The following is a 7412-nucleotide window of genomic DNA, read 5'->3' as shown; positions in this document are numbered from 1 at the left end:
ATTCCTTTAACCCATTCTTTTGGGTGGGCTGTTTTTTTTTAATATCCCCCCCCCCCCCAGACCACCCCGGGGGGGGTGGGCCCCCCCCCCGGCCGGGCGGCCCCGGTTGGGCCGCGGGGCCCCGCGGCGGAGGGGCTCAGCCGCTGACGCTGGCCGTACCGGTCTCCAGGTGTCCGGTGAACCGCTGCGACCAGGTGGTGTCGGCGTCCACCGTGACGGTGAAGTCGTACCAGCCGCTGGTGTAGGCGACGGCGTTGAAGAAGTCGGTGACGCTGCCGCCGGCCGGGACCTGGTACGTCCAGGGGCCGTCCGTGCGGTAGTTGTTGGAGGCGATGGTGAAGGTCAGCGGCGTGGCGCCGGTGTTGGCGAGCTTGAAGTAGACCGCGAGCCTGCCGGTGCCGGGCTCGACGGCGTACGAGGCGGTGACGGCCGCGTTCTTGCCCGCCTTGGTGGCGTCGCCCTTGAAGCGGCGCAGGAAGCGGTTGGGGCCGACCACCGAGAGGTCGTACGGGCCGCCGCCGAAGCCGGTGCCGCAGTTGAAGAAGTCGCTGGTGTTGCCGCCCGGGTCGACGGTGTACTGCCAGGGGCCGCCGCCGCGGTAGGCGTTGGCGTACGCGGCGAAGTGGGCCGACTTCACCGCCGCCGCGCCCGCGTTCTCCATCCTGATCCAGACCTTCATCGCCCCGGCCGAGCCGAACTCCAGGTGGTCCAGGTTGGCGTTCGGCTGGTACGGCAGGGCACGCGCGGGGCGGGTGCCGGACTCCTGCAGCGGGAGCTGGTTGTTCACCGGGGCGGGGTTGGGCAGCGGGCCGCACGCGGACAGGCCGATGGTCTGCGAGGTGTCGGGCAGCGCCGGGAGGCCGTAGACCGGGTTGGCGAAGTCGAAGAGGCCGGTGAGGTCGCCGCAGACCTTCCGGCGCCAGTCGCTGATGTTGGGGCAGGTGGCCGGCTTGCCGAGGGCGGCCGTCCACTTCTCCAGGAAGCGCAGGACCGAGGTGTGGTCGAAGACCTCGGAGTCGACCCAGCCGCCGCGGGTCCAGGGCGAGATGGCGATCATCGGGACGCGGAAGCCCAGCCCGAGGTTCTTGCCGCCGTAGAACTCGCCGGGGGTGCCGGCCGGGGCGGCCGGCGGCGGGACGTGGTCGAAGAAGCCGTCGTTCTCGTCGTAGTTGAGGAAGAGGACGGTGGAGTTGAAGACGTCCGGGTTCGCGTTGAGGGCGTCGATCACGTTGTGGACGAAGTGCGCGCCGTCGGCCGGCGTGGCGTACGGGTGCTCGGAGACCTCCTGGTTGGGCACGATCCAGGAGACCTGCGGGAGGGTGCCGTTCAGCACGTCGGCCCTGATCGCGGCGACGATGTCGTCCGGGGTGCGGCCGGTGGCCTTCGGCACGGAGCCCATGCCCTTGACGGCGAGCGGGCTGCCGGCCGGGGCGGAGCTGAACTGGGTGAAGTAGGCGAGCGCGTTGTCGCCGTAGTTGTCGGCGGCGTTCTGGTAGACCTTCCAGCTCACGCCGGCGTTCTCCAGCGCCTCGGCGTAGGTCTGCCAGCGCAGGCCCTTCTCGTCGCCGCCGTCGTACGCGGGGCCGCCGGCCTTGCCGTCCGGGTCGATCTGGCCGGACCAGTGGTAGGTGCGGTTGGGGCCGGTGGCGCTGAGGACGGAGCAGAAGTAGGCGTCGCAGACGGTCCAGTTCTCGGCGAGCGCGTAGTGGAACGGGATGTCCTGGCGGGTGAGGTAGCCCAGGGTGCGGACGTTGCCCTTGGCGAGGACCCAGGAGTCCAGCTTGCCGCCGTTCCACGCGGTGTGCTGGTCGCTCCAGCCGTGCGCGAGGTCGCCGTTGCACTGGGCCAGCCGCTCCGGGTCGGCCCCGCCGGCGGGCTTGGTCAGGCTGAACTGCCACGGGTACTGGCGGCCCAGGCCGTTGGGCTGGTTGAAGACGCTGTAGCCGCCGGCGATCTGGATAGCGCTGCGGTCGGCGAAGCCGCGCACGCCGCGCAGCATCCCGAAGTAGTGGTCGAAGCTGCGGTTCTCCTGCATCAGGATGACGACGTGCTGCGCGTCCGCGATGGTGCCGGTCTGCGACAGCGCCGCCGACGGCGCGGCGGCGGGCGTGCCCGGTGCCGCCCCCGCGCCGGTGGTCCCGGCCACGGCCAGACCGGCCGCCGCCGCTCCCGACAGTGCGACGAACTTCCTACGACTCAGCTCGGCCATCAGCCCGGCCCGTCCCTTCGCTGGCGATGTTGTGCACACAAGTTGGGCCCCCGATCGCGCAGCATCCTCCACCCCGCCGGACCTCCCCACCAGAGGGCCTCGTCAGGGTTGGCGGAGTGTTCGCCCCGTCGTCACCGGGCGACGTCCGGCTGAACGCCCGGACTCAGTCCTTCACGGTGATGCCCAGGGCGTGGGCGAACTGGGGAGCCAGTTCGAGGAGTTGGGTGGAGCTGATGACGGCGCCCTTCAGGCCCTGGTGACCGTCGGGCAGGCCGAGGCGGACGGCGCCGCGCAGGTCGGCCTTGCTGAGCCTCGCCCCGCGCAGGCGGACCTCCTCCAGGGTGGTGCCGGGGAAGGAGACGTCCGTCAGCCGGGCGTCGCCGAAGTCCACGTCGCGCAGCAGGCAGTCCTCGAAGACGACGTCACGCAGGACGGCCGCACGCAGGTTGACCGCCTCCAGCTTGCAGCCGCGGAAGACCGTGCGACGCAACGCCGATCCGTGGGCGGAGACGCCGGCCAGCACGCCGCCGGTGACCGTGCTGTCCTGCCACTCGGACTCGCTGAGGTCGCAGCCCACCCAGCGGCCGGCCTGCGCCCAGACCTCGGTGAAGCGGGCCTGGCGGAGCTTGACCCCGCTCAGCGCGACGCCGGTGAAGGCGCACTCCAGGAAGGTCGCGCCGCCGGCCCGCTGGTCGGTGTACTCGCCGCCGTCGAAGTGCACGGTGTCGTAGCGCTCGTCACTGCGCAGCGGCCCGCTGTGCGGGGTCAGCAAGTGGGCGTAGGGCAGGTCGGAGAGGCGGTCGGGGACGGGGAGCGGCATGGCGGACGGCACCTCGCGGTCGGTGGACGGGTCTCGCCCGCATGCTCGCACGCGGCACCGACAGACCCGGCCACCCACGGGGGCGGCCGGGCCGTTGCGTGCCGGGGCGGTGGATCAGCCGCGCGCCCAGAGGGAGTTGACCCGGCTGCGCTCGGCGCTGTTCGGGTACGGGTTGGTGCAGGAGGTGCCGGGGCCGCCGCCGGACATCAGCTCGCTGCACGGGCCGGAGTAGTGGTCCGGCAGGCCGAGCACGTGCCCGGTCTCGTGGGCGGTGACCCGGGTGGAGTTGTACTGCCGGTTCTGCTGGTAGTCCAGGAAGATGTACCCGCGGCCGTGCCCGTCGGTGCTGGCGTACGAGCCGCGCGAGTCGTTGCCCTCGTAGTAGCGGAAGTCGGCGGCCGAGCCGGAACGCAGCTGGACGTTGCCGACCGAGCTGTTCCAGATCTGGGCGCTCTGGGCTATCTGGTTGCGGAAGGTCGGCGCGCTGCTGGCGTCGTAGGTGACGTAGACGACCTTGAGGTACGGCGTGGCCGCCTGCTTGGCGAGCGCCGACTTCATCACGGCCTCGTAGAACGCCTGGTTGTCGGCGTCCTCGGCGGCCGAGCCCGCGTAGCCCGCGGCGGCGGTGTAGCCCTGGACCGGTGCGGCGGGCGCCGCCACGGGTGCGGCGACGGCCGTGGCGGGCAGGGCGGCGAGGCCGGCCGCGAGCACCAGGCCGACGGCGGCGGAGAGCGTGCGGGACATGCGGTTCACGTGGGGGCTCCTGTTCGCGGGGGCCGCGGCCGCCCGGGGCGGGCCGCGGTGAACGGGTGAACGGGTGAACTGTGCGCGGTGCGGGGGTGCGCGGTGCGGGGGTGCGCGGTCTCACGGTGTGCGTGTGCGGTGGAGCGGGTGCGCGGTGGAGCGGGTGCGCGGTGGAGCGGGTGCGCAGCGCGCAGGGGTACCGCGGTGCGGGGTGAAGGGGTGCCTGGTCGGCGTGGAACGGAACGGCGGTCAGCGCGCGGTGGCGGCCAGCCCGTTCTGCCAGAGGGTGTTGACCCGGCGCCGCTCGGCGCTGTTCGGGTACGGGTTGGTGCAGGACGGGCCGGGGCCGCCGCCGGACATCAACTCGCTGCACGGGCCGGAGTAGTGGTCCGGCAGGCCGAGCACGTGCCCGGTCTCGTGGGCGGTGACCCGGGTGGAGTCGTACTGCTGGTTCTGGGTGTAGTCGAGGAAGATGTAGCCGGACCCGTGGCCGTCGGTGCTGGCGTACGAGCCGTTGCTCGGGTCGTCGCCCTCGTAGTAGGAGAAGTCGGCGTTGGAACCGGCCTGGAGCCGGACGTTGCTGACCGAGCCGTTCCAGATCTGGGCGGCCCGGGCTATCTCGGAGGAGAACGACGGCGCGTTGCTGGGGTCGTAGGTGACCACGACGGCCTTGAGGAACGGCGTGGCGGCCTGCTTGGCGCGCGCCGACTTCATCACGGCTTCGAAGAAGGCCTGGTTGTCGGCCTTGCCGCCGCTCTTCTGCGCCGCCGCAGGGGTGTAGTGCTGCACGGCCGCGGCGCCGGAGGCGGGTGCGGCGGAGGCGGCGGTGGGAAGGGCGGCGACGCCGGCGGCGAGGGCCAGGCCGAGGGCAGCGGAAAGCGTCCGCGACATGCGGTTCATGTGGGGGCTCCGATTGTGCGAGCGCCGCGGCGGGTGGGGGCCTGCCGCGGGGCACCGGATGAATCCTGCTGCCCCAGAGCTTCGGTCAGGGCGGCGGCCCGGCGGATGATGTCAACCGGCGATAGCGCGGGCCAATCTCCCCCGGGCGGCGGGGGTTCCGGGTACCGGACGGCGGGGGCCGGGGACCGGACGGCCCGGGAGAGGTGGGCCGCCCCCGGGCGCCCCCGGCCGCCCCCGGGCATCCCCTGTCATGTCCCTGGCGTCACACCCATTCGCCCGTTATGCTCCCGATGTGGAGCTCGACGTGAGACACCTCCGGGTGCTGTGCGCGATCGCCGACAGCGGCAGCCTCCGCAAGGCCGCGCTGCACCTCGGCATGACCCAGCCCTCCCTCACCACCCAGCTGCACCGCATCGAACGGGCCGTCGGCGGCACCCTGTTCACCCGCGAGCAGACCGGCAGCCGGCCCACCGCGCTCGGCCACTCGGTGCTGTCCCGGGCCCGGCCGGTGATCGCCGAGATGGCCGCGCTGGTCGCCGCCGCCCGGCAGGAGGCCAGGGACGCGGCCAGCGGCGAACGGACCCGCCGACTGCGGATCGGCAGCGTCGGCAGCCGGGCGGTGGCGGCCTGGCTGCGCCGGGTGCACGAGCGGCTGCCGGAGACGGACACCACCATCCACATCGACGTCTCCGCCAACGCCCTGCTGCGGATGGTCGCCGCCGACCAGCTGGACGTCGCCTTCGTGCACGAGAGCGAGGGCTTCCCGCTGCGGGTGCCGGCGGACGCCGAGCACCGGGTGCTGATGGCCCGGGAGCCGCAGTTCGTCGCGCTCGCCGCCGGCCACCCCGCCGCCGCCCGCCCGGTGGTGCACCTGGCCGACCTCGCCGAGGACACCTGGATGGTCGACCCGACCGCCGACCACGAGTACGCGGCGATGCGCCGGGTCTTCACCGAGGCCGGGCTCAACCCCCGGGTGGTGCAGGTGCGCGACAACGCGACCGCCGCCGAGCTGGTCGCCTCCGGCGAGGCCGTCCGCCCCTGCCAGCCGACCTCCGCCCCCGGCCCCGGCACGGTCGTCCGCCCGGTGCACGGCGACCCGCTGGCCGTCCGGTTACTGCTCGCCTGGCGGCCGCGCGCACTCGGCCCACCGGCCCTGGACGCGCTGTACGGGGAGCTGCGCGCGGCCTACCTGGACCTGGCGCAGGCCAACCCGGCCTACCGGGCCTGGCTCTCCCGGCAGGACCGGACGCTGCACCACCTGATCGGCCCCTCCCCCGACGGGGACCCCGGCGACGGGCAGCCGCCGGGATCCCGCCCCTCCTCCGGCCGGGACGGCCACGCCGGCCGGGACACCCGCCCCGGACGGGACGGCCTCCAGGGACGGGACGGTCATGCCCCGCCGCGGGCGTGCATCGTCACGCCGAGCGCGACCGTGGCCGCGCTCACCAGGCCCGCCGCCAGGACGCCGGAGCCGCCGGCCGCCGTGCACGCCAGCACCGCCACCGCGGCGGCCGGCAGCAGTGCCTGCTCGGCCCCGGTCTTGACGTGCCTGGCGTGCAGCAGCCAGACGGTGAACAGGTAGAGCGCGGTCGGCACGGTCACCGTCGCGGTGGCCGCCGCCTCGGAGACGTGCGCCTTGTGCACGGCCGACTCCACCGCCACCTCCAGCCCGGCCCCGATCGCCGCCGCCGAGCCGAACACCAGGTAGTGGCCGTACCCCCAGAGGAACGCCTGCCGGTTGGAACGCAGGTGGTCGTGGACCGGCCGGGCGAAGTAGATCCACCAGGCGGAGAAGCAGACCAGCAGGCCGCCGACGGCGACCGGCACCAGCCGGCCCAGACCCTCGTGCTCGTCCACCGCCGACTGCACCGCGACGGTCGCCGCCGCCACCGTCTCGCCGAGGACGATCAGGGTGAAGAGGCCGTACCGCTCGGCGATGTGGTGCGGGTGCCAGGGGGTCTGGAGGCGCAGCTCCGCGATCACCGGCACGGACAGCTCGGCCAGGATGCCCAGCGGGATCACGTACGGCCGGACGTCGTGCGGCAGCACCAGCATCACGCCCCAGCCGATCTGGCAGAGCGTGATCCCGACCGCGTAGCGCAGCGCGACCGCGCGCGCCTGTCCCTCCTCGCTGGCCGCCGCGCGCAGCCACTGGGTGACCATGGCCAGCCGCATCACCATGTACCCGATCACCGAGAGCGTGAGGTCCTGCTCGGCGAACATCCGCGGCACGCCGGCCGCCAGGATCAGCACGCCCGCGATCTGCACCAGCGTGGTGACGCGGTACGGGACGTCGTCGCAGTCGTACGCGGAGGCGAACCAGGTGAAGTTCATCCAGGCCCACCAGATCGCGAAGAACGCGAGGGCGTAGCCGGTGAGGCCGTCGCCGTAGTGGCCGGCGGCCAGGTCGTGGGCGAGCTCGCGGCCAGCCTGGCCGACCGCGACCACGAAGCAGAGGTCGAAGAAGAGCTCCAACGGGGTCGCCACCCGGTGCGGCTCGTCCCGGCTGCGCGGCACCATCCGGCGCACCGGGTGCCGGTCTGCGTGGTGCGGACGGTGGACTGCGGCGGGTTCGCTGGTCATGGTCGGGTCTCCGGGCTCCGGGACGGGCGGGCTGCGCCGTCCCGCCGCATCCTGGCAGCGGCCCGGGCCGGGCGCACGCACCGGCGCGGCCGCCCTGCGGCGGCCGGGCGGCGGCCGGGCGGCGCGGGCCACCCGCGGGGCCGGAGCCGTCCCCGG

At 73.7% G+C, this 7412-nt stretch carries 5 protein-coding genes and 1 pseudogene; 1 reads left to right on the top strand and 5 read right to left on the bottom strand.

Annotated elements, in window-relative coordinates:
* Window positions 1–136: 136 nt before the first annotated feature.
* The 4 genes from ACFC1F_RS42105 to snpA (ACFC1F_RS42090) form a co-directional block, all read right to left on the bottom strand.
* A complete protein-coding gene (locus ACFC1F_RS42105) occupies window positions 137–2209 on the bottom strand; it encodes a phosphocholine-specific phospholipase C (protein WP_209415873.1) in 2073 nt (690 codons plus the stop codon).
* A 163-nt stretch (window positions 2210–2372) separates the two neighbouring features.
* On the bottom strand, window positions 2373–3029 hold the full coding sequence (locus ACFC1F_RS42100) for a pentapeptide repeat-containing protein (RefSeq protein WP_376166958.1): 657 nt from the start codon (window positions 3027–3029) through the stop codon (window positions 2373–2375).
* A 114-nt stretch (window positions 3030–3143) separates the two neighbouring features.
* The gene (snpA, locus tag ACFC1F_RS42095; RefSeq protein ID WP_376166960.1) at window positions 3144–3773 is read right to left on the bottom strand and encodes a snapalysin; all 630 of its coding nucleotides are present in this window, start codon (window positions 3771–3773) and stop codon (window positions 3144–3146) included.
* A gap of 249 nt (window positions 3774–4022) precedes the next feature.
* Complete coding sequence (gene snpA / locus ACFC1F_RS42090; RefSeq protein ID WP_374106153.1) at window positions 4023–4673, bottom strand: snapalysin; 651 nt, start codon at window positions 4671–4673, stop codon at window positions 4023–4025.
* Between the two features lie 250 nt (window positions 4674–4923).
* Between snpA (ACFC1F_RS42090) and ACFC1F_RS42085 the strand changes: the two are divergent.
* Window positions 4924–5799 (top strand): annotated as a pseudogene (locus ACFC1F_RS42085) (LysR family transcriptional regulator); the annotation flags it as partial.
* Window positions 5800–6062: 263 nt separating this feature from the next.
* Here the strand turns inward: ACFC1F_RS42085 and ACFC1F_RS42080 are convergent.
* Entirely contained in the window at window positions 6063–7256 is a 1194-nt protein-coding gene (locus ACFC1F_RS42080; RefSeq protein WP_376166956.1) for a low temperature requirement protein A, read from the bottom strand.
* Window positions 7257–7412: the final 156 nt, after the last annotated feature.

This window comes from Kitasatospora sp. NPDC056181 (assembly GCF_042266225.1).
In the GTDB taxonomy this organism is placed as follows: Bacteria; Actinomycetota; Actinomycetes; order Streptomycetales; family Streptomycetaceae; genus Kitasatospora.
This window is presented reverse-complemented; position numbering and strand designations above follow the sequence as displayed.

Coding starts and splice junctions, on each gene's coding strand:
- ACFC1F_RS42105 (WP_209415873.1), bottom strand. CDS start 2,209: ATGGCCGAGCTGAGTCGTAGGAAGTTCGTCGCACTGTCGGGAGCGGCG.
- ACFC1F_RS42100 (WP_376166958.1), bottom strand. CDS start 3,029: ATGCCGCTCCCCGTCCCCGACCGCCTCTCCGACCTGCCCTACGCCCAC.
- snpA (WP_376166960.1), bottom strand. CDS start 3,773: ATGTCCCGCACGCTCTCCGCCGCCGTCGGCCTGGTGCTCGCGGCCGGC.
- snpA (WP_374106153.1), bottom strand. CDS start 4,673: ATGAACCGCATGTCGCGGACGCTTTCCGCTGCCCTCGGCCTGGCCCTC.
- ACFC1F_RS42080 (WP_376166956.1), bottom strand. CDS start 7,256: ATGACCAGCGAACCCGCCGCAGTCCACCGTCCGCACCACGCAGACCGG.